The sequence below is a fragment of the Pseudomonas fitomaticsae genome, from assembly GCF_021018765.1.
GTDB lineage: Bacteria > Pseudomonadota > Gammaproteobacteria > Pseudomonadales > Pseudomonadaceae > Aquipseudomonas > Aquipseudomonas fitomaticsae.
Genome location: NZ_CP075567.1, coordinates 4,869,711 through 4,890,109 on the forward strand (window position 1 = coordinate 4,869,711; position 20,399 = coordinate 4,890,109).

Annotated in this window: 20 protein-coding genes; 6 read left to right on the plus strand and 14 right to left on the minus strand. The window is 57.9% G+C overall.

Features of this window, described 5'->3' with window-relative positions; genetic code table 11:
- The first annotated feature begins 95 nt into the window (after positions 1 to 95).
- A complete protein-coding gene (locus KJY40_RS21980; RefSeq protein WP_230732839.1) occupies positions 96 to 1,088 on the plus strand; it encodes a GlxA family transcriptional regulator in 993 nt (330 codons plus the stop codon).
- A gap of 179 nt (positions 1,089 to 1,267) precedes the next feature.
- The gene (locus tag KJY40_RS21985) at positions 1,268 to 1,855 is read left to right on the plus strand and encodes an HD domain-containing protein (RefSeq protein ID WP_230732842.1); all 588 of its coding nucleotides are present in this window, start codon (positions 1,268 to 1,270) and stop codon (positions 1,853 to 1,855) included.
- Between the two features lie 27 nt (positions 1,856 to 1,882).
- Here the strand turns inward: KJY40_RS21985 and KJY40_RS21990 are convergent, their stop codons facing one another.
- Positions 1,883 to 2,884 carry an AraC family transcriptional regulator gene (locus KJY40_RS21990; RefSeq protein WP_230732845.1) on the minus strand — a complete coding sequence of 334 codons (1,002 nt, stop codon included), beginning with the start codon at positions 2,882 to 2,884 and terminating at the stop codon, positions 1,883 to 1,885.
- A gap of 182 nt (positions 2,885 to 3,066) precedes the next feature.
- Between KJY40_RS21990 and KJY40_RS21995 the strand changes: the two genes are divergently transcribed.
- A complete protein-coding gene (locus KJY40_RS21995; RefSeq protein WP_230732848.1) occupies positions 3,067 to 3,840 on the plus strand; it encodes a class II aldolase/adducin family protein in 774 nt (257 codons plus the stop codon).
- A gap of 153 nt (positions 3,841 to 3,993) precedes the next feature.
- Positions 3,994 to 4,893 carry a bile acid:sodium symporter family protein gene (locus KJY40_RS22000; protein ID WP_220556730.1) on the plus strand — a complete coding sequence of 300 codons (900 nt, stop codon included), beginning with the start codon at positions 3,994 to 3,996 and terminating at the stop codon, positions 4,891 to 4,893.
- A 99-nt stretch (positions 4,894 to 4,992) separates the two neighbouring features.
- Here KJY40_RS22000 and KJY40_RS22005 read toward each other — a convergent pair whose 3' ends face one another.
- The 11 genes from KJY40_RS22005 to KJY40_RS22055 form a co-directional block, all read right to left on the minus strand.
- On the minus strand, positions 4,993 to 6,480 hold the full coding sequence (locus tag KJY40_RS22005) for an aldehyde dehydrogenase family protein (RefSeq protein ID WP_230732850.1): 1,488 nt from the start codon (positions 6,478 to 6,480) through the stop codon (positions 4,993 to 4,995).
- Positions 6,473 to 7,438 carry an NTP transferase domain-containing protein gene (locus tag KJY40_RS22010; RefSeq protein WP_220556732.1) on the minus strand — a complete coding sequence of 322 codons (966 nt, stop codon included), beginning with the start codon at positions 7,436 to 7,438 and terminating at the stop codon, positions 6,473 to 6,475. Before KJY40_RS22010 ends, KJY40_RS22005 begins: the two co-directional genes overlap by 8 nt.
- A gap of 27 nt (positions 7,439 to 7,465) precedes the next feature.
- Positions 7,466 to 8,974 (minus strand): aldehyde dehydrogenase family protein, encoded by a 1,509-nt coding sequence (locus KJY40_RS22015; RefSeq protein WP_220556733.1) that lies wholly within the window; start codon positions 8,972 to 8,974, stop codon positions 7,466 to 7,468.
- The gene (locus KJY40_RS22020) at positions 8,961 to 10,028 is read right to left on the minus strand and encodes an aminoglycoside phosphotransferase family protein (protein WP_220556734.1); all 1,068 of its coding nucleotides are present in this window, start codon (positions 10,026 to 10,028) and stop codon (positions 8,961 to 8,963) included. Before KJY40_RS22020 ends, KJY40_RS22015 begins: the two co-directional genes overlap by 14 nt.
- A gap of 5 nt (positions 10,029 to 10,033) precedes the next feature.
- Positions 10,034 to 10,378, minus strand: a complete 345-nt coding sequence (locus KJY40_RS22025) for a cupin domain-containing protein (RefSeq protein ID WP_230732852.1) — start codon at positions 10,376 to 10,378, stop codon at positions 10,034 to 10,036.
- A gap of 24 nt (positions 10,379 to 10,402) precedes the next feature.
- A complete protein-coding gene (locus KJY40_RS22030) occupies positions 10,403 to 10,771 on the minus strand; it encodes a cupin domain-containing protein (protein WP_220556736.1) in 369 nt (122 codons plus the stop codon).
- Positions 10,764 to 12,047: a glycosyltransferase gene (locus tag KJY40_RS22035; RefSeq protein WP_230732853.1), complete on the minus strand. Its 1,284-nt coding sequence runs from the start codon at positions 12,045 to 12,047 to the stop codon at positions 10,764 to 10,766. Before KJY40_RS22035 ends, KJY40_RS22030 begins: the two co-directional genes overlap by 8 nt.
- Positions 12,048 to 12,080: 33 nt before the next feature.
- The gene (locus tag KJY40_RS22040) at positions 12,081 to 13,157 is read right to left on the minus strand and encodes an ABC transporter ATP-binding protein (protein ID WP_220556738.1); all 1,077 of its coding nucleotides are present in this window, start codon (positions 13,155 to 13,157) and stop codon (positions 12,081 to 12,083) included.
- On the minus strand, positions 13,150 to 13,956 hold the full coding sequence (locus KJY40_RS22045) for an ABC transporter permease (protein ID WP_230732854.1): 807 nt from the start codon (positions 13,954 to 13,956) through the stop codon (positions 13,150 to 13,152). Before KJY40_RS22045 ends, KJY40_RS22040 begins: the two co-directional genes overlap by 8 nt.
- The gene (locus KJY40_RS22050; RefSeq protein WP_220556740.1) at positions 13,953 to 14,813 is read right to left on the minus strand and encodes an ABC transporter permease; all 861 of its coding nucleotides are present in this window, start codon (positions 14,811 to 14,813) and stop codon (positions 13,953 to 13,955) included. Before KJY40_RS22050 ends, KJY40_RS22045 begins: the two co-directional genes overlap by 4 nt.
- Positions 14,814 to 14,911: 98 nt before the next feature.
- The gene (locus tag KJY40_RS22055; protein WP_220556741.1) at positions 14,912 to 15,967 is read right to left on the minus strand and encodes a polyamine ABC transporter substrate-binding protein; all 1,056 of its coding nucleotides are present in this window, start codon (positions 15,965 to 15,967) and stop codon (positions 14,912 to 14,914) included.
- A gap of 195 nt (positions 15,968 to 16,162) precedes the next feature.
- Between KJY40_RS22055 and KJY40_RS22060 the strand changes: the two genes are divergently transcribed.
- The gene (locus KJY40_RS22060) at positions 16,163 to 17,095 is read left to right on the plus strand and encodes a GntR family transcriptional regulator (protein WP_220556742.1); all 933 of its coding nucleotides are present in this window, start codon (positions 16,163 to 16,165) and stop codon (positions 17,093 to 17,095) included.
- 97 nt (positions 17,096 to 17,192) lie between these two features.
- Positions 17,193 to 18,479 carry a nucleotide disphospho-sugar-binding domain-containing protein gene (locus tag KJY40_RS22065; RefSeq protein ID WP_220556743.1) on the plus strand — a complete coding sequence of 429 codons (1,287 nt, stop codon included), beginning with the start codon at positions 17,193 to 17,195 and terminating at the stop codon, positions 18,477 to 18,479.
- Here the strand turns inward: KJY40_RS22065 and KJY40_RS22070 are convergent.
- Both KJY40_RS22070 and KJY40_RS22075 read right to left on the minus strand, forming a co-directional pair.
- Complete coding sequence (locus KJY40_RS22070; protein ID WP_220556744.1) at positions 18,476 to 18,835, minus strand: cupin domain-containing protein; 360 nt, start codon at positions 18,833 to 18,835, stop codon at positions 18,476 to 18,478. The genes KJY40_RS22065 and KJY40_RS22070 overlap by 4 nt on opposite strands.
- Positions 18,836 to 18,853: 18 nt before the next feature.
- On the minus strand, positions 18,854 to 20,251 hold the full coding sequence (locus KJY40_RS22075; protein ID WP_220556745.1) for an NAD(P)/FAD-dependent oxidoreductase: 1,398 nt from the start codon (positions 20,249 to 20,251) through the stop codon (positions 18,854 to 18,856).
- Positions 20,252 to 20,399 lie beyond the last annotated feature (148 nt).

Below are 20,399 nucleotides of genomic sequence, written 5' to 3' on the forward strand. Positions count from 1 at the left end.
ACGTGATGAACGGTAGGCAATCCGATGGGATGGCGTAATAGGCAAAAACGACTGTAAATATGCGAATATCGCCATTCCTGCCAAAAGGTTCCGCCATGACGACCGTTGCAATTCTGGGGTTTGACGATTCCTACGCCTCCGTAGTCGGAGGTTTTGCTGACATGCTTCAGGTCGCTAACGCGCACATGTCAAAACAGGAGATGCCGTCAGCGGTTCTTTTTGAATGGCACTTCATATCGCAGAACGGCCGGCCCGTACGTACAAGCAATGGCCTTGAGCTTGGCATGCGGGCGCTGCCGAAGGACCAGAATTATGATTTGGTCTTTATTCCCAGCCTGCATTATCGCGGCTGGCAGAATTTCCGAAGCTTCTTGGAAAAACAGATAGATGTGCGTGACTGGCTGGTTAGGCAATGGCGAAATGGCGCATGGCTCTGCGCCAATTGCACGGGTACCTTCCTGCTTGCCGAGACGGGTTTGCTCGATAACCAAGTTGCGACGACCACTTGGTGGCTGGAGGGGCATTTCCGCAGTCGGTTCCCGAAGGTTGATCTGCAAATGCGCCCGGCGGTGACGGAGTCTGAACGCCTAGTCTGCGGTGGCGCACATGCCACTTTTTTGTTGCAAGCGGTTCACGTGCTTAACAAATTCGCTGGAGAGAGCATAGCTAGGCAGTGCGCCCGCAGCATGCTGATCGATCTGACCCAAACGACGCAGACACCTTTTCAGCCCCTTATCGCCGACAAGACCCACAATGATCCCTTGATTCAACGCGCGCAAAAGTGGCTTCAGGAGCACTTGGTCGACCAGGTGCGCATGACAGATCTGGCGCAGCAGTTGGCCGTTAGCGAACGCACATTGATACGCCGCTTCAATAAAGTGCTTGAGCAGTCACCGCTCACCTATCTACAGAACCTGCGCATCGATACGGCGCGAGCCTTACTGGAGGCCGGCGATCTGAGCACCGAGCAAATCGCTCACTATGTTGGCTACAGTGATATCAGCTCGTTTTCACGCCTGTTTCGTGAGCGCGTTGGATTCACGCCAGGCGCTTATCGAGCCAGGTTTCAGTTACCCATGGAAGACTGACTGAGTCTTGTCGCATGGCCTGACAATGGCCTTAGCTACCGAGCCACCAGGTCAGCAAGGATACCAAGCTGGCGGCGCCTGCCATTGAGCGCACCAGCATTCCCACACACACTCATCGACAGCGACTCAGCGCCTTCAGGCCAAAGAAGTCGCATTCACTCCCGTAATTAGGAGACATGATGAGTCATCAAGCCAGTTTCACCCGCATGGATGACGGCACTGCCGAAGATTGGGCTATCATCGCCAAACACTTCCCGGGCTTTGCAGCAGAACTGCCTGATCGCATCCTGACCCACCTCAAACTGCTGGATGGTGATTTCGGTGGCTTTCCGGTAGATCGCCTGACCCATTCGCTGCAAACCGCCACCCTCGCCTACCGTGCCGGTGAGGACGAAGAGTTTGTGGTTTGCGCGCTACTTCACGACATCGGCGATACCTTAGGCACTTATAATCATGCCGATATCGCGGCAGCCATCCTCAAGCCCTTCGTCAGTGAGCAGAATCACTGGATGATCGAAAAGCACGGGATTTTCCAGGGGTATTACTTCTTCCACCACTTGGGCATGGATCGATTTCTGCGCGAACAATTCAAGGATCAGCCGCAGTACCAAAAAACCATCGAATTCTGCGCACGCTACGACGCCGCCGCTTTCGATCCCGAGGGCGAAACACTTCCACTGGAGTTTTTCGAACCCATGCTCCGTCGAGTTTTTGCCCGGCCGAAACAATCGCTTTACAGGATGGAAAAATCGGCCGTTTCGTCCTGAGTTCTTTTGTTTTTTTCGACCTGCTCCCTACTGACCTGCCCGATACTCATTAGGCGTGGTACCGAACCAACGACGGAACGCACGGAAGAAGTTGCTGGGGGCCGAAAAGCCAAGAAGATAGGAAATCTCTTGCAAGGGGATGTTGGGTTGGATCAGGTATTGGCTGGCCAGCTCGCGCCGGGTGTCATCCAGCACTCGATGAAAGCTGGTGCCTTCCTCTTTCAGCCGGCGTTGAAGGGTGCGTTCGGAGAGCAACAGGGCTTGAGCAACCTCCTCGCGCTTGGGTTCGCCCTGGGGCAGCGAACGACAAAGAATCTGACGTACCTGGTGGGTGACCTGACCTTCCGAAAAACGCGCCATATAGTCACTGGCAAAGCGCTCGTGCAGGTGTGCCAGCGCATCATTGGCCATCGGCAATGGAGTATCCATGTCGATACGGTCGAACAACACCGCGTAGTGCTCGGCATTGAATTGAAGCGGCCCGTTGAACGTCTCGCGGTAGGGCTCCAAAGATCGCGGTGGTCCCCCCCGAAAACTGATCAGCCGTGGCTTCAGTGGACGGCAGGCCAGCCAGTTGCAGAACGCAAGAAAATACGCCAGGGCCCCTTCTGCACTTTCTTTAGCCGACGGCAGACGATCACCGTGAATGGCCAGTGTTAATTCATAGCCATCAAGCTTGGGATGAAAGCTGAAATCAGCGCCCTCCCCGATAATGCGCTGATAGCGCACAAGACTGGAAATGCCCTCCTGTAAATTGCAGCTGGACATCAGAGCATAACCAACGACATGCAAAGAGGAAGGACGAACCACTTTAGCCATGTTCAAGCCGATAGCGGGATTACCGGACGTTTCGACCGCCAGCTGCCATAGGCGCGTCATATCATCCTGTGCGAAGCGCGCATCGGGGTCACTCAGAGCCAGGTACGACATGCCCAGGCGCCTGAAAAGCTCAACGCAATTGACACCGCCCATTTCCATAGACTGAACAATGGTACTGGCCCAACTGGAAGACGTGGTGCGCTCACTCATCTGCTGACTCCAGCTCAATTCAGGTGCAGACGTTCTACATCAGCACCTACACCCAAGACAACACCGCTCATAGCGCTCGCAATATAACCGGCAAGGCAATCAATCTGGCTGCTAAGGCGAATTCTGTTTCTATTTTTCTCTCTAGAATCGGGACGCATTCCAACTAGATCAAGGTCAATACCGTGAATATCAATCAATTGCCAAGTATTAAAGACAGAGTATCCGCCGTTGAATGGCAAACCCGTGTCGATTTGGCCGCCTGTTACCGCCTGATTTCCCTGCATGGCTGGGACGACCTGGTGTTTACTCATATCTCTGCCAAAGTCCCGGGCTCGGAGGATTTTCTGATCAACCCCTTCGGTCTCATGTTCCATGAAATTACTGCCTCGAGTCTGGTGAAAGTGGATCTGGAAGGCACCAAGCTCATGGACAGCCCGTTTGAGATCAACCCAGCGGGCTACACGATTCACAGCGCTGTCCACGAGGTTCGCCACGACGTCACTTGTGTGGTGCATACCCATACCGCGGCTGGGGTAGCTCTGTCGACACAAGAAGCTGGCTTACTGCCGCTGTCGCAACAATCGGTGTTCGTTCTTGCCAGTCTCAGTTACCACGACTATGAAGGCGTTGCCCTGCGTGAGGACGAAAAAGCGCGTCTGCAGGCTGATCTGGGTAATACCGACTTCATGATCCTGCGTAACCATGGGTTGTTGACATGTGGCGCGAGCATCGCGGACACCTTCCTAAGGATGTTTATCCTGCAGCGTGCCTGTGAAATCCAATTGATGGCCCAAAGCACCAGCGCCACTTTGACCAGGATTCCCCAGCCCATTCTCGATAATGCCCAGCAGATGATCAACGGCGCGATGCGTTCCACAGGCGGCCTGGGCGGCTCGTTGGCCTGGCCGGCTCTGCTGCGCAAACTGGACCAACAGATGCCGGGCTACGACGCCTGAGTTTGCCCACTCGTGCTTCCAACTCCTTCGCGCACATTTACCAGACCTGAGGACACACATTGATCTGACCGCTAGCTCATTATCCATCACAATTAAACACGGCCTTGTTGACGCAAACTTTTAGTGAGTGTCCTTCCTGCGAGTACAACAATAATGACCGCAACCCCCTTGCTATCCGCGTTTCTCCCTATAGCCCTTGGAATCATCATGCTGGGCTTAGGCCTGTCGCTGACCCCATCGGATTTCGCCCGTGTGGTGAAGTACCCAAAACCGGTGTTGATTGGTTTGTCCTGCCAGTTGCTCCTGCTGCCTTTTCTTTGCTTTCTCATCGCCAAGGGTTTCAACCTGGCGCCTGCCCTTGCCGTCGGCTTGATGTTGCTGGCGGCCTCTCCCGGCGGAACCTCCGCCAACCTCTACAGCCATCTTGCACACGGTGACGTGGCCTTGAACGTCACCCTCACTGCAGTCAACTCGGTGATAGCGATTCTCACCATGCCGTTTCTGGTCAATATGTCACTGCTGTATTTCATGGAGGCCGACCAGGCCATTCCTCTGCAATTTGCCAAAGTGCTGCAAGTTTTTGCCATCGTACTGGTGCCGGTTGCTCTGGGCATGCTTATAAACAAACTGGCACCGCGCTTCGCCGCACGCATGGAGCGCCCGATGAAAATCGCCTCCGCACTGTTTCTCGTCGGCACTGTTATCTTGGTGCTTATCAAGGATTGGAAAACCTTCCTGGATTACGCTCCGGTCGTCGGGTTGGCGGCCCTGGTGTTCAACCTGCTCAGTCTCGGCATCGGCTATTGGGTTCCGCGCTTACTCCAAGTACCCCAGCGTCAAGCCGTGGCCATAGGCATGGAAATCGGTATTCACAACGGCACCTTGGCCATTGCCCTGGCGCTTAGCCCGAGCCTGCTGAACAACTCGACAATGGCCATTCCTGCCGCCATTTATAGCTTCATCATGTTTTTCACTGCCGCAGGATTTGGTTGGTGGGTCAACATAGCCTATGGCAAGGAACTCATCCTGAAGAAAGACGAAGCGACTCGCTAAAAAGCGATGAACCTTACGACGATGGGGCATCAGTAAGGGTCATCTAGCGTGTTTCGGTCCCGATACCTTCATCTGGTCCACGAGCTACATCCGAATCCATTAACCAGCAGAGTCCAGATACCAGCCCCAGCGTCCGCCGTCGTATCGAGTGATCTGCTTGGTTTCAAGATAATTGTTGTACCCCCACTCACCCAGCTCGCGCCCAATACCGCTCTGCTTGTAACCGCCCCAGGGAGCCTCGACAAAGGTCGGTTGCGAGCAGTTGACCCAGACGATCCCTGCGCGAAAGCGTCGAGCGACCCGTTCACAGCGTGGAATATCACGCGACATGACTGCCGCTGCCAGGCCGAACGGCGAGTCATTCGCCAGACGAATCGCCTCGGCCTCGGTGTCGAACGTACGCAGGCACACCACCGGGCCGAAAATCTCCTCGCGCCAAATCGAACTCTGTTCCGGTACATCGGCGAAAATGGCCGGGGTGAAGTAGTAACCCTTCTCCAGGTGGGCCGGACGCGTGCCCCCCGAAACCAATCGCGCGCCCTCTTGCTGACCCGCCGCAACAGCTTCGAGTACTTTATCCAGCTGTCCTTGACTGACCAGCGGCCCGAGCTTCACACCTTCAGTAAAACCTTGGCCAATCTGGATTTCCTCAGTCACAGCTATCAAGCGTTCCAGGAGCGCTGGGTATAACGCACGCTCCACCAATACACGCGAGGTGGCCGAACAGACCTGGCCCTGGTTCCAAAATATCCCGAACAGAATCCATTCCACGGCCGCGTCGAGGTCACTGTCAGCGAAGATTACGAAGGGCGATTTACCGCCCAGCTCCAGGCTAATATTTTTGATCTCGGCCGCTGCCGCTTGCATGATCTTGCGCCCGGTCGGGACGCTGCCAGTGAAGGCGATCTTGTCCACGTCCGGGTGTTCGGCCAGCGGTGCGCCAGCCTCACGTCCCAGTCCTGTGACAACATTCAATACCCCTGCAGGCAAGCCTGCCTGATCGGCAATGCGCGCTAGCTCAAGGGCTGTCAGCGGTGTGAGCTCCGAGGGCTTTAGCACAACGGTGCAACCAGCCGCCAGTGCCGGAGCGACCTTCCACGATGCCATCAGCATTGGAAAATTCCACGGAATGATTGCCGCGACCACACCCACCGGCTCTTTGATAACCGACGAGTTGAAGCGCCCATCAGACAGGCTGATCGCCTGTTCGTGATGCAGGGCAGAACTTTCAGCGAGCCCTGCATAGAAGTCGAAGCATCCAGCCGTGTCAGCGATGTCCCACAGCGCTTCCGGAAGCGGCTTGCCATTGTCGCGAACTTCGATGGCGGCCAATGCATCCTGACGCGTCCGGATACCGTCAGCGATTCGCCGAAGGACTTGTGCTCGCTGCGCGCCTGTCCAGCGCGGCCAATCACCTTCGTCGAAGGCCTTGCGTGCGGCACAAACAGCCAGGTCGATATCTTCCGACGTAGCGGCGGCGACCTGCGCCAGAATGGATTCATCGCTCGGATCAATTGTCTCGAAAACTCCACCCTGTACCGGCACGATCCACTCGCCGCCGATGTACAACCGTTGGTAATCACCCATAGCACACTCCTTCATTCTGCGGCTGCTCCAGCCGAATATTTTCCAGGCGCCTGAACGCGTCGACCCGCACCCCGCTACCCACGCTCACTCCCGGTCCAAACACCACACAAGGTTCGATGCATACGTCCTTGGCCAGTTGCGTATCGGCACTGAAGAACACCGTATCTGCCGCCATCAGGCTGACGCCCGACTGCATGAACGCCAGGCGTCGACGCTGCTGAAAAAGCTGTTCTGCAGCATGCAACTGCTCGCGATCATTAACCCCGAGCACATCGTCCTCAGCCACCTCCACCGCCGTCACTTGCAGCCCGACGCTGTTGGCCACGGCCACGGCGTCGGTGAGGTAGTACTCGCCTTGCGCATTTTGATTGCCGATGCGTTCCAGCAACCAGAGACAGGTGTCGGCACGCAAGCCCATGACACCGCCATTGCAGAAGCCGACTTCCAACTCTTGCGGGCTGGCGTCCTTGGCTTCGCGGATCGCCAGCAAACACCCCTCTTCCACCAGCAGTCGTCCATAAGGCCCGGGACTTTCAGTGTGAAACCCGGCAACGGCAACCGCCGCACCGTCGATCAGTGCCTGACGTAGCTGCAACAACGTTTGCGGACTGATCAACGGTGAATCGCCAAACAGCACCAACACGCAACCTTGTTCATGGGACTGCAACGCGGCGCGAGCGGCGAACAAGGCGTGCGCCGTGCCTAACTGTTCATGTTGGATAAACGCCCGCGTAGACGGCGCTACCTGCTTCAAATAATCGGCAACCGCACGATTGCCTGCACCCAACACCACGGCACATTGATCGATATCTGCGGCCTCGACCGCGGCCAGTACATGACCGAGCAACGGCCGGTTACCCACCAGGTGCATGACTTTCGGCAGCAGCGAACGCATACGAGTGCCCAGCCCGGCTGCCAGAATCACCGCAAGGGTTGGCCAGGAAATGTCGTCGTTCATCACAACCCTCCTGAGTGCAGCAGGGACTTAAGCCTGCTCTTGATAGAACATGTCGTCAGCATACGGATACCACCAGCTCTGAATCTTTGGCTGGTGATCAATGATGACCATTTTCGAACGCCGGAACGCTTCAAGGCCCTGCCGCCCGAGTTCACGTCCCAGGCCCGACATTTTCCAGCCACCAAACGGCAGCGCATCGTTGTCGATCAGTGGGTTGTTGACCCAGACCATCCCGGCTTCGAGACGCTCGGCAGCTTCCATCGCCTCGGCAAGGTCGGTGGAAAACAGCGACGCGCCAAGACCGAACGGCGAGTCATTGGCCAATCGTACCGCTTCGTCGAAATCGCTAACACGGCAGATCGCCGCGACGGGGCCAAAACACTCTTCCTGAAGAATCGCCATGTCACCCGTCACACCGGTGAGGATGGTTGGCTCATAGAACCAGCCCACACTGTGCTGCGGCGGAACCCGTCCGCCACACACCAGTGTCGCGCCCTTGGCCAAGGCGTCGTCGACCAGACGCATGACCTTGTTGCGTGCAACCTCACTGACCAGCGGCCCGATTTCCGTATGCTCCAGACCATGACCGATGCGCAAGGCGCGAGTACGTTGGGCGAACTTCTCGACGAACTCATCGTGGATCTCATCGACCACGTAAAAGCGTTCTGCCGAGGTGCAAATCTGCCCGCTCAGGTGGAAGGCAGCAGTCACTGCGCCTGCAGCCGCGACGTCTAGCGGTGCATGCCTGGAGATGATCAGCGGATCGCTGCCACCGGCCTCGATGACGCATGGTTTCATCTGCCCTGCACACGCCACCGCCACCGCCTTACCCGCCGCGACGCTGCCGGTAAATGCAACGGCGTGAGTCCCGGTCGACTTCACCAGCAGCTGTGCAGTCACCGCGTCGCCCGGCACGCAAGACACCAGGCCCGGTAACATTGAGGTGAAATGCTCCATGAACTTGAGCGTGCAAAGGGTTGTAGCTTCGGCCGGTTTGACGATACAGGCGTTACCCGCCGCCAGCGATGCTGCGACCGTCCAGCACATCAATAGGATCGGAAAATTGAACGGCATGATGTGCACGCTGACGCCATACGGCTCATAACGTACATGCTGGAACGAGCCGATCTGCGTAGTACCGGCGACCTTGCCCGCGTCGTCCCGGGCCATTTCCGCGTAATAGCGAAAGATCGGCGCGCAGTTCGCCAATTCGCCCATGGCCTCAGGAAACGGCTTGCCCATTTCCAGAGTCATCAACCGCGCGACTTCGCGATTGCAGGCGACGTCCTGCTCGATTGCGTTGGCCAACTGATGTAAGCGCACCGCCCGGCTTTTCGCGTCGACCAGTCGCCACTGTTTTTGCGCCGTGGTGGCGGCATCCACGGCGGCTTGCACGTCGGCTTCGCCGCACAGGCCGACCAGCCCCACAGATTGTAACGTCGCCGGGTCAAGCACTTCGCGGTCACGGACATTCGTAAGGGGCAGGTACTCGGGACTGATGAAACGCAGGGCAGTATCAGTATTAAACGTGGCCATGGGATGATCCTTGAACCAATCGATAGGGGGTTTCGCACAACATCGCCAAGGTCGCGGGAGGAAGATCCTCGCGCCACCCCGGTACGTGACGGTTGAACCAATCGCGCAGCGGAGCATAGGCCTCAGCGTCCAGCGCACGAACAAACAAACCCAGGGTGCGCGGCAAATGCGCCAGGTAACCGTGTTTGCCATCGCGGCCCGCCAGGCGTACAAAAATGCCCAGCACCTTGGCGTGACGCTGGGCGGCCAGCCGTCGGTAGTCCTTCAGAAAACGCGGAGCATTGAGCTCCGGACGTTGCGTCAGGTAGTACGTCAACAGCGCCATGCGCAAGGCTTCGGGCACGTCGCGGCGAGCGTCTTCAAGCAGCGACATCAAGTCGTAGGCCGCTGAACCGGTCAGTGCGTCCTGAAAATCCAGCAGTCCACAGGCGGCAACGCCTTTGCGGCCGTCGAGCAACATCAGGTTGTCGACGTGAAAGTCGCGTAAAACTAAAGCTTCGCGACGTAACGCGACGTCACCACAAGCCTCGGCGAACAGCGTCAAAAACGAATCACGCAGATCGAGCGCCGCGTCCTTGCCAATCAGCAGCGGGATGTACCAGTCGATCAGCAGCGCGCACTCTTCGCTCAGTTGCCGGGAATCATATGGCGCCATTTCGGCCAACGGCGGCGCGCGATGCAACGCCACCAACGCATCGACGGCCAAGTGATACAGCAGCGATTCGGGATGCCCGGCCGCGAGTAACCGGGTATAGGTGTCCTGACCGAAATCCTCGATCAGTGCCAATCCCGCCCCTTCATCGACCTGCACAACGGCTGGCGCGGAAAGCCCCAGCCCGTACAAGTGACGGGCAATCTGTACAAACGGACCGATCGGTTCGCTGTCCGGGGGCGAATCCATCAACAAGAGTCCCACACCGCTCAAGCGAAAATAGCGTCGGGTCGAGGCATCCACCGGCAACGCCACCAGCTGCGCACCGGCGAAACCAGCACCTGCCAGAAAGGCTGTGCGTTGATCCTCTCGAGTTGGCGATAACGCACGTGTTTCAGTCATGGCTCTCACCGGATCATGTAAACCTTTTTCACCGTCTCATGGACGGTGCATTCGCCTTTCCAATCCTTGCGAAAAAAGGCCGCCGTGTCGGGTTTGATCTCAATCACTTCTCCGGACTCGTGGACGTACGTGCAGCGGCCTTCGAGGAAATGGCAAAACTCATCGCTGGTGACGTGGCAAAACCATTTACCCGGGGTGCAGATCCACACACCGCACTCGGATTGGCCTTCGGGGCCTTTGTGCAGCACCGCGCCAGAGACACGGGATTCGCCTTCGAGCATGGTCGGGATCACGCCCCAATCCTTGACGTCAGTAATGCTCAGCGGGTCGTACAAAAACGGGGTAGTCATTATTGCTCTCCAAAAAAGTCAGGTTCAGGTCAGCATATAAACGTTGCGCAGGGTTTCCCGAACATGGCATTCGCCGGTCCAGCCGGCCGGGAACAACACCAGGGTGTTGGGGCGAACTTCGATCACTTCACCATCGTCGTTGCGGTAAGTGGCATTGCCTGCGATGAAATGGCACAGCTCGTCACGCGGGATAGACAGCCGCCAGCGACCGGGCGTGCAGACCCATAGGCCGGTTTCTGGACTGTTATTCGGACCTTTGAACAACAGTCGTCCGCTGGAGTGCGAGGCACCTTCGACGGCGTCGCTTTGCACGCCCCAGTCCACCAAATCGGTACGGCTGCTGACAGCTAAGAGGTACGGCGTCATACCCGCCGTGGTGCTTTGCTCAGGCATTGTTTAGCACCTTGTCGAGAATAGTGGCCGCGTCCGCCGGACCTTTGCGCGATTGCATCTGCGCGCTGGTGCGCAGAAGACGTTGGCGCATTGCCTCGTCGCTGAGACACGCCGCGAGCTTTTCCGCGAGCTGTGCTTCGCTCCATTCGTAGCGATCTAGCTTGAACCCGTGACCGCTTTCTTCGGCGCGCATGGCGTTGTCGTGACCGTCCCAGACGTAGGCCATGACAATTGCCGGCTTGCCGAAAAACAAGCACTCGGTAAAGCTGTTGTTGCCGCCGTGGTGGATCACCGCATCGACCTGGGCAATCACCGAAGGCTGTGGGAACCAATTGGAGATCAGCACGTTGTCCGGCAGGTCCGGGTATTCATCGACATGCTCCCCCACATTGAACAGTGCGCGGTAAGGCAGCTTGCCAACGGCGGTGATCAGACGCTGGAGTAGATCGACATCGCCCGATCCTAGGCTACCGAAACTGACGTAGAGCAACGGTTTGTCATTGTTGGCGCGAAACTCGGGGATCTCGAAGGGCGTATCCTGACGCACACACCCTTGCAAATAGTGGAAGCGCTCGGCCGGCAATGGATGACGACGCTCGAACTTGACTGCGTCCGGGTACAGCAACAGGTTCATGTAAGGCGAAGCTTCGAAGAACGTGCCAAGCGGATACGGCTGCTCGCCATGGGTTTGCAGGAATTGGTTGAAGTCTTCGTGTATCGGCCGGATAACTTCCTCAAAGCGCTGGCGAAACCGCGCGTGACCGGCTTTGTCGTGAATGCTCATGCCTGACAGATGCGGCGGAATATCCGGGTCTTCGATTTCATTTTCCGAACACGAGATGATCCGCACCCACGGTTTGCCATATTGTTTGATCGCTGGAAACAGGATCACGTTGTCGACGCAAATCAGATCGGGTTGAACCCTTTCCAGCACTGCTGGCAATTCCTTTTGCGCCCATTTCGCGGTGTCGACAATGGCAGCCCAGCACTCCTTAACGTAGTTGTCGATTTGATCCAGCGGGGATTTTCGAAAATTCGGGATATGGCTATTGATGAAGTCGACCCAGTAACGAGCCATTTCTTCTGCCGGCATGGGTGCCGACATGTTGACCACGTGTTCTTCGAAACCGTAACCGGCGTATACACCAGTCATGCCAGGGTCGGTGAGAAATACGGCCTTGTGGCCGAGGGCCTCACACGCCTGGGCAATACCGACTGAGTTAAGTGCCGGGCCATAGGTGGCTTCCGGAAAAAAGGCGATCACTTTCTGTTTCATCGAGCGGCACTCCTGCCTGGTCCTTTTAATTGTTCAACGCGTCAAAACACGGGCGTGGCGAGCCTGCCAGCCGAGCCGGACGCTCATACCGATAGCAAAATGAGCAAAATCGAATTGCGAGGACGGTACCCGGACAATCAACGCTTTCTCGCTGAGCGCCGTCTGCACATGCACGTTGGTGTCGAGGCCGTGATAGGCGATTTCGACGATGATGCCGGTGACCTGATTGCCACAATCGTCCTCCTCCGCCAGCACCTGTAAACGCTCCGGACGCACGACGACGGCGACCTTCTGATCTGGAACCAGTGGCGCGTCGGTCTCGACAGCCAGCTCCTGACCATTGACGCGGACCGTGTGCTGACCTGAACGCACGCCTTCAAACAGATTGCTGACGCCGATGAAGTTGGCGACAAAACGGCTGTTGGGGTTTTCGTAGAGTTCGGTGGGGCTGCCGCATTGACAGACCTTGCCGCCATCGAGCACCGCCATACGGTCCGACATCACCAGCGCTTCTTCCTGGTCGTGGGTGACGATGATGAAGGTGATGCCGCTCTCGAGTTGCAGGCGCTTGAGTTCGAGCTGCATCTTTTCCCGGAGTTTTTTGTCGAGTGCACCCAACGGTTCATCGAGCAGCAACACCCGCGGACGCTTGACCAGCGCCCGCGCCAGCGCAACACGTTGGCGCTGGCCACCGGAGAGCTGATCGGGCTTGCGCTCGGCCAGCTCACCGAGCTGCGCGGTGCTCAACACTTCATCGACCCGAAGACGGATCTCCGCCTCGGGCAAGCGCTCCATTTCCAGCCCGTAGGCGATGTTCTTGCGCACGGTCATGTTGGGAAACAGCGCATAGGACTGGAACATCAGGTTCAACGGACGCTTGTTGGCCGGCAGCGGCGAGATGTCTTTGCCATCCAGGTAAATGCAGCCGGCGCTGGGTGTTTCGAAGCCGGCGAGCATGCGCAACAGCGTGGTCTTGCCGCAGCCGGACGGCCCCAGCAGCGCAAAGAACTCGTTCTCGCGGATGTTCAGCGACACCTCGTCAACCACCGGTGCGTTGCCATAGGACTTGCTGACCTTGTCCAGGATCAGTACCGCAGATGAATTATTCATAGGTGCGAGGAGCCTTGTTGAGACGCTGCGAAGCCAGCAGCGCAGTGATGCTGACCAGCATCACCAGCGTCGCCAGGGCATTGATTTCCGGAGTGACGCCAAAACGGATCATGGCGTAGATCTGCATCGGCAACGTCGTGGACGCCTGGCCGGAACCGGAGTTGAAAAACGCAATGATGAATTCGTCCACCGACAAGGTGAACGAGAGCAAACCACCCGCCAGCACGCCGGGGAAAATCGCCGGCAGCAGGACTCGACGAAACGTGGTGAACGCGCTCGCCCCCAGGTCGATCGAGGCCTCGAGAATCGAGTAGTCGAAGTGCTTGAGCCGCGTGCGCACCACCGCGCAGACGAAGGCGATGTTGAACACGGCGTGGCTGATGATGATCGAGTGCAGGCCCAACGCGACCTTGAGCAGGTTGAAGAAACTCAGCAGCGCAATTGCCAGGACGATGTCGGGGATGATCATCGGTGCCATCAGCAACGTGTCCACCACCTGCCCCTTGTCATTGCCCTTGCGGCGCAACTCGATGCCCAGCGCCAGGAACGTACCTAGCACGCAGGCAATGAAGGTCGCCGCCAGCGCCACGATCAGGGTGTTAAGGGCCGCCGACAGGATCGCCGAGTTGTGGGCCAGCGCCACGTACCATTTCAACGACACGCCGCCCCAGGCGGTCGGCAGGCCGGACTTGTTGAACGACAGCAGGATCAGCACCAGGATCGGCACATACAGGAAGGCGTACACCAGCCACAGGTGCGTATTGAGGGCGGTGCCGCTTATGGAACGAGGCTGACTCATGCCCGGCCCCCTTCTGCACGGCGGGCCACCAGGGCCTGGACGAACAACAGGATCAGCATGATCGCGATCAGGAAGAAACTCAGTGCCGCGCCGAACGGCCAGTCCCGCGCGGTGAGAAACTGCGAATAGATCAGGTTGCCGACCATCTGCACCTGCTTGCCGCCCAACAGGTCGGCGGTGATGAAGTTGCCGATGCTCAGGACGAAGACAAACACCGCGCCGGCCGCGACACCGGGCACGCTCAGCGGCAGGATGATGCGGCGGAAGGTCATCCAGCCCGAGGCCCCGAGGTCTTTCGACGCGTCCCACAGTTCGTTGTTGATGCGCGACAGCGAGGAGAAAATCGCCAGGATCACAAACGGGATGTAGTTGTAGACCAGCCCCAGCACCACTGACGCTTCGGTGTACAGCAGGTTGATCGGATCGCCGCTGTAGCCGAACAGCTGCAGCATGCGGTTGATCAGGCCTTCGCGGTTGAGCAGGACGATCCAGGCGTAGGTGCGGATCAGGTAGTTGCTCCAGAACGGCAGCATCACCAGAAACAGGAACACCGCCTGATGACGTCGAGGCGCACGGGCAATGGCGTAGGCGGCCGGGTAGCCGATCAGCACCGCGAACAGCGTCGCCAGCCCGGCGATTTTCGCCGACTTGAGCAAAATACCGAGGTACAGCGGATCGAACGCGCGCTGGTAGTTTTCCCAGGTGAACAGCCAGTCGATCCCGCCGTAGGCGCCGCGCTCGACGAAGCTGTAGACCAGCACCAGCACGCACGGCACCACCAGAAAGATCAGCAACCAGCCAAAGCCGGGCGCAAGAAGCCAGGCCGACAGCCGCCTGTCAGCATGCAAAGCACTCATTACCCATATCCTCCCGCCCCGGAACGGAGGCGGCTTGCGAGCGTGGCGAGGCATGCAGGGCATGCCTCGTGATCAATGCGGCCTACGTGATGTGAGGCTCAGTTCTGCGCCGCCATGATTTCGGTGACAGCCCGGGTGTAGGCTTTTTGCGTGATGCCGCCCAGATCGCGCAACTGCTCCATCTTCAACAGCTCGCTCGGGGCGATCGTGAGGTTGGGATATTGCTTGAGCAGGTCAGCGGACAAACCGGCCATTGCAGCCTGGTTGGGGATTTTGTAGAGGATGTTTTCCGCGACCCAGACGTGGTTTTCCTTGGCGAGCATGAAGTTGATGAACTGCAACGCCTGCTCCTGGTGCTTGGAGCTCTTGAGCACGACCATGGTGTCGACCCACAGGTCGGAACCTTCCTTGGGCACCACGAACTTGATCGCCGCATTGGCCTGGGTGCCGTAGTTACACCAGCCATCCCAGGCGTGCGCCATCAGCGATTCGCCGGAAGCGAGCTTGGAGTAGAAGGTGGTGTCGTCGAAGGCGAGGATGCGTTTCTTGGTGGCGATCAACTGGTCGCGGACGGCGGCGATCTGCTTGGGATCGCTGTCGTTGACCGACCAGCCCTTGGCCAGGAACCCGGCGCCGAGCATCCAGCGGTCGGTGGCGAGCATCGTCACCTTGCCCTTGAGCGCATCGCTCGGGTTGAGCAATTCGTTCCAGCTCACCGGTGCCGGCGTGACCTTGTCGGAGCGGTAGCAGATCCCGGTCGTGCCCCAGGTGTACGGCACCGAGAAATGGTTGCCCGGGTCATATTCCAGCTGGGTCGCTTCGGGGTAGAGGTTTTTCAGGTTGGGAACTTTGACCGGATCGATATCCGCCAGCAGCCCCTGCTTGTGCAGGACTTCGGCGAACGGAGAAGAGACGAACACCACGTCATAGCCTTCACCGCCAGATGCCATGAGCTTGCCCATGATCTCTTCGTTGGTCGCATGCAACGCCTTGTCGACGTCAACGCCGCTGGCCGCTTTGAACTTGTCCAGCGCATCCGGGGCCATGTAGCCGTCCCAGATCGAAATCACCATGTCTTTTGCACTTGCAGCCTGCGAAGCAATCGCCAGGGAAACGCTCAATCCCAGACACATAAGGCCTTTCAGCTTTCTCATAATACTCACCCGACGATTGATTATTTTTGTGTTCGAAGGCAGTACGGCAAAAGAGAAACGGTTCCGTATGTTTTTTTTTAGAAATTAGGACCAGCAAGAAGGAATGTCAACGCTTATTTTCATGCCTGACGGTTTAGCAGTGAATGGCTTAAGATGGGCGCCAGAGTCCAAAGCGAACAAAACGAGACAAGACGCTTGAGCACAGCACCCGAGAAAAAACCTCGCACCAATCACCTGGAGCTCGCCCGGCGGATTCTGGAGCACACTCAGGAAACCGGGCTAAAGGCCGGCGATCCGGTCGCCGAGCAAGCGCTGTCGCGCACGTTCCAAGTTTCACGCACGCTGATTCGTGGCGCGCTGAAAGTGCTGCTGGAACAAAACCTGCTGAGCCACGAGACTGGTAAAGGTTATCGACTGCTGGCAGCACCACCCGGCCAGGCTTTCAACGCCGCACTGCCACAGGCCGAGGAAGAAGAACTAGCGACTTCGATACTGCGCGACCGCATGGCCGGACGCCTTGGGGACAGCATCAGCATCAGCGAACTGATGCGTCGTTACGACGTCGGCCGGCCCGCAGCGCAGAAAGCCCTGCTGCAACTCAGCGAAAGCCAGGCGATAGAGCGCGGCCCCGGCCAATCCTGGCTGTTTCGTCCTTCGTTAAACAGCATCGCCGCCCTGGAAGAAAGCCTCAAGTTCCGCCTGATCCTGGAACCGGAAGCCTTGCTCAGCCCGCACTTCAATGCCGACCCGCAACGCTTGGCACTGCTGCGGAGCGCCATGCAAACATTGCTTTCAAGCCCGGTTGAACACTTCGACATTCAGCAATTTCGCGAGTTGGACATCAGCCTTCATGAACTGATAGGCCAGAGCTGCGGCAATCGATTTATCGGCGACGCCTTGCTCCAACATCAGAGCCTTCGGCGCCTGCCGAATCTGCTGCCGACCGTCAGCGTGCACCGCCTGCAAGAGGCACTACGCGAGCACCTGCAAGTCATTGCCCACATCGAACGCGGACAGCTGGAGATCGCCGCCGACCTGCTGCGTCTGCACCTACGCCTTAGCGCCGCCCAGCGCCCACAAACCGCTAACCGCGGGATCCCGCAGGGCCAACTGCTTGGGCGCCGCTAAAATGGATCGACAAACAAGATGATTTTTTTCATAAAATAAGACAGCATCCAATCATCTCAGGCACGGTGGGCTTTACCCGCCATGGACTTTCTTCGCCATGTACACACAAAAACTGATCGCCTTGTTTCCGGAAGCCAGTTTCGGCGCGGCCTTGAACTGCATTGGAATCGCCCAATCACTGCGTGAGCTGGGAGCCAAGCCGGTATTCATCTGCCACGAATATTTTCAAGGACTCTTCGCCGAATACGGCTTTGACGAATATCCGATTCCGCAGGCCAGTCCACTGTCGGCAGCGGAGCACCAGCATTATTGGGAGCGCTTCATCGAGCGCAATATTCCTTACTTCGACCAGACGCCATTTGCGCAGATCGACAGCTATGTGGCACCAGCCTGGGAAGCCATTATCGATACTGCTATCGAAGCCGAAAAACCGCTGCGACAGTTACTCGACCGCCTTAAACCGGACGTCATCGTCCTCGACAACGTGGTCATGTTCCCCGCCATCACCAACGCTGGATGCCCGTGGGTGCGGATGGTTTCGTGCGCTGAAACCGAATTGCCGGATGCCGCCGTACCGCCGTACTTGTCAGGCTGCCTGGCTGGCGACAAAGAGGCCCGCGAACGCTTTGCCGAGCATTACCGCAAAGCCGTCGCACCGGCCCATGCACGCTTTTCGCAGTTTCTCGCGAACAACGGCACCGCGCCCTGCCCAACCGGCCAGTTCCTCATCGACTCACCGTGGCTCAACCTGCTACTGTCGCCAACGCCGGTGCGCTATGAACGCCAGTCGCCGCTGGATCCTCAGCGCTATGTATACCTCGACGGTTGTGTACGTCGCGAGGCGCCTTACATCGTTCCCGACTTCCCACGGCACAACGACGCGCCTCTGATCTACGTCAGTTTCGGCAGCCTCGGAGCCGCCGACACCGACATGATGAAGCGCCTGATCGGTACCATCGAACATCTGCCCTATCGCTTCCTCATCAATGTTGGCGCCTATCGGGACATGTACACCACCGTCCCGGACAACGTGTATCTGGACAGCTGGTTTCCACAGCCGGCCGTGCTCAAGGAATGTCAGTTGTTCATCCACCACGGCGGCAACAACAGTTTCTGCGAAGCGCTGTACTTCGGCTTGCCGTCATTGATCATTCCTTACTGCTGGGACGGCCACGACAACGCCGCACGCGCCGAGGAAGTCGGTGTCGGTCGCTACTTGCCGCGCTTTGCCGAACCACTGCCCGCACTACCCGCCGCCCTCGAACAGCTGCTGAGCGATCAATCGATGAAACAGCGCCTCAAAACGTTCAGCGAAAACATGCAGGCGACTCGCGGCACTGACATTTCCGCACGAGCGATCATGGCGCTGCCCTCCCTTACTTAGCCTTCCAGGACCACGAACACCTTCCGGACCGGTGTCAGGTTCTCCCAAGTTCCCTTGAACCCAGCGGCAACCACGAACGTGGCGCCGGCATTGAAGTCCTGGCTGACGCCGTTGCTGTCAGTCAGACGAACGCTTCCTTCGAGCAAGTGACAGAGCTCGTCAAAGTCACATTCACAGCGCTCCAGGTGCTCGGGGGCCTCCCAGATACCGGCGGCGGCCTTTTTCTGCGGGTCTGCAAAATGCTCCCAGATCCGGCTGCGATACGGGATGTCGACCAGGTCCGGATCGCTGGTTTCCGACTCAACAAACGGTAAGTCCGGGTTAGCGAAATCGATAACGCATTCGGGTTTATTCATTACTATGCTCACTCCTACTTAAGAATCAAAACCGATGCCTAGCGCATCGAAGCCTTTGAGCAACCAGTCGCGGTGCCCAGTGATGTCTTCACGGGCCAACGAGCGCTGCGCCAGCGACACGCCCACGTAGCGCAAGGGCTCGGGTGGAAACGGGAAAGGAGCCGTTGAGGTCATTGCCAGCTTTGTGCGCTCGGTTGATTTGCCCTCGAGCAGATCAAGCATGGTCAATGCCGCGAAACGACTGGCGGACACGCCCTGCCCGGTGAACCCCTGGGCATAAGCAACGCGCCCATTAGACGATGTTCCGCAGAAGAAGGTGGTGCGCGCGGAGGTGTCGATGATGCCGCCCCAGGCATGGCTGAACGTGATATCAGCCAACGCCGGGAAAGTCGCTTGAAATTGCCGAGCCAATGCCGCGAAACTTTCCGGACGTTGCGTCAACGCCTCATCCCGTCGGCTTGCGAAGTGATAGATAGCGTCGTAACCGCCCCAGAGAATGCGGTTGTCCTCGGTTTTGCGCAGGTAATGAAACTGGTTACCACAGTCGGCGATACCGTAGCGCCCGCTCCAACCGATGGCGCGCAACTGAGCATCGTCGAGAGGGCGGGTCGCCAGGGCGTAGTCAAAAACGGGAATAACCTTGGACCTCAGCGATCCCAACAATGGCGGCGCGATGTTAGTGGCGAGCGCAACTTTTGCTGCTTTGACTGCGCCCAGACCGGTTTCCAGCACCTGATGAAGACCGTCTTGGCGTAAGGCGGTCACTGGCGAATGCTCGAACAACTGCACACCTTGCGCAAGGCATACGCGTCGCAGTTCCGAGACCATCTTGACCGGGTTCAGCAAGGCATAATTGGGCTCGAACATACCTGCAACATAGGCCGGCGAATCGAGGAGTGACTTCAGCCTCTCACCATCCAGATATTCGCAAGAAATACCAAAACGCTCGTAGTTACGCTTCATCGACCTTAGCCCTTCAACCTGCCAGGGCTGACTGGCGACAGTCAATTTTCCGGAGCGCTCAAATTCTACGTCCATGCCGAAACGCCGAAGATCCCTTTCAAATTCCACAAGGTTCTCTTTACCCAGTCGCACCAATTGCTCTGCTTCCTTGGGCCAGCGTTTCAGCGCATTGGAAACACCGTGGGAAATACTCGGAGCACAGAATCCGCCATTGCGTCCGCTCGCCTCGCTACCGCAGCGGCCGGCCTCAAGCACCACGATAGCTGCTTCAGGCCTGCGTTGACGGGCCATCAACGCAGTCCACAACCCGACAAACCCGCCACCCACAATCGCAATATCACACTTCACTTCGCCCGTGAGCCGTGGTGCGGCGGTCGCAGGTATTTTTGTTTCCTGCCAGACAGGATGAGGCTGAGCGTTAGCCAGCGACCGATTCGTCGTGTGAAATGTCATACGTTTTTACTCCGAAACTCATAGGCTGACGCTAAGGCAATGACCGGTACTTCCACAGACGGAACGATGCAATAAACCTCTTCGGAAACGGCGCTCCGACCGCCTTAATTAGGAGCCCATTTACCCCGATGGCTTACCGGATCACATT